This is a genomic window from Pseudomonas sp. PME37.24/006, assembly GCF_055556635.1.
In genome coordinates this window covers 1-365 of the sequence record NZ_JBVHNL010000023.1, presented here as the reverse complement: position 1 = coordinate 365, position 365 = coordinate 1, and the positions used below count along the sequence as shown (strand labels likewise).

Annotated in this window: 1 protein-coding gene; it reads right to left on the bottom strand. The window is 61.1% G+C overall.

Annotation, left to right across the window (positions count from 1 at the left end):
* On the bottom strand, positions 1 to 339 hold a 339-nt coding region (locus ACZ3GY_RS23695), incomplete at its 3' end, for a TRAP transporter small permease (protein WP_465912176.1).
* Positions 340 to 365 lie beyond the last annotated feature (26 nt).

Below are 365 nucleotides of genomic sequence, written 5' to 3'. Positions count from 1 at the left end.
GAAGGTCCCGACGATGCCGGTGAAGAGCGCGCCGGCAAACAGACCGAAGAGCACGAACTTGTTGCGCCACGGGGTGTTCATGCGGTTGATGAGCACATCGACGCCGACGTGGATGCCGGTGCGCACGCCGTAAGCGGCGCCGAACTTGGCCATCCACACGAACATGAAGATGCACAGCTCCTGGGCCCAGCTCATGTTGATCTGGATGAGCTGGTCCTGCAGCCAGGGAATATCCAGGCCCGAGGCGTAGCGGTGTACCACCGCCACGAAAATGATGAAGGTGGCCGCGGCCATGAGGAACGCGATCAGCCACTCTTCCAGGTGGTCGAGTAACTTCATGAAGTCTCCTTGCGCCAGCAGGCCGA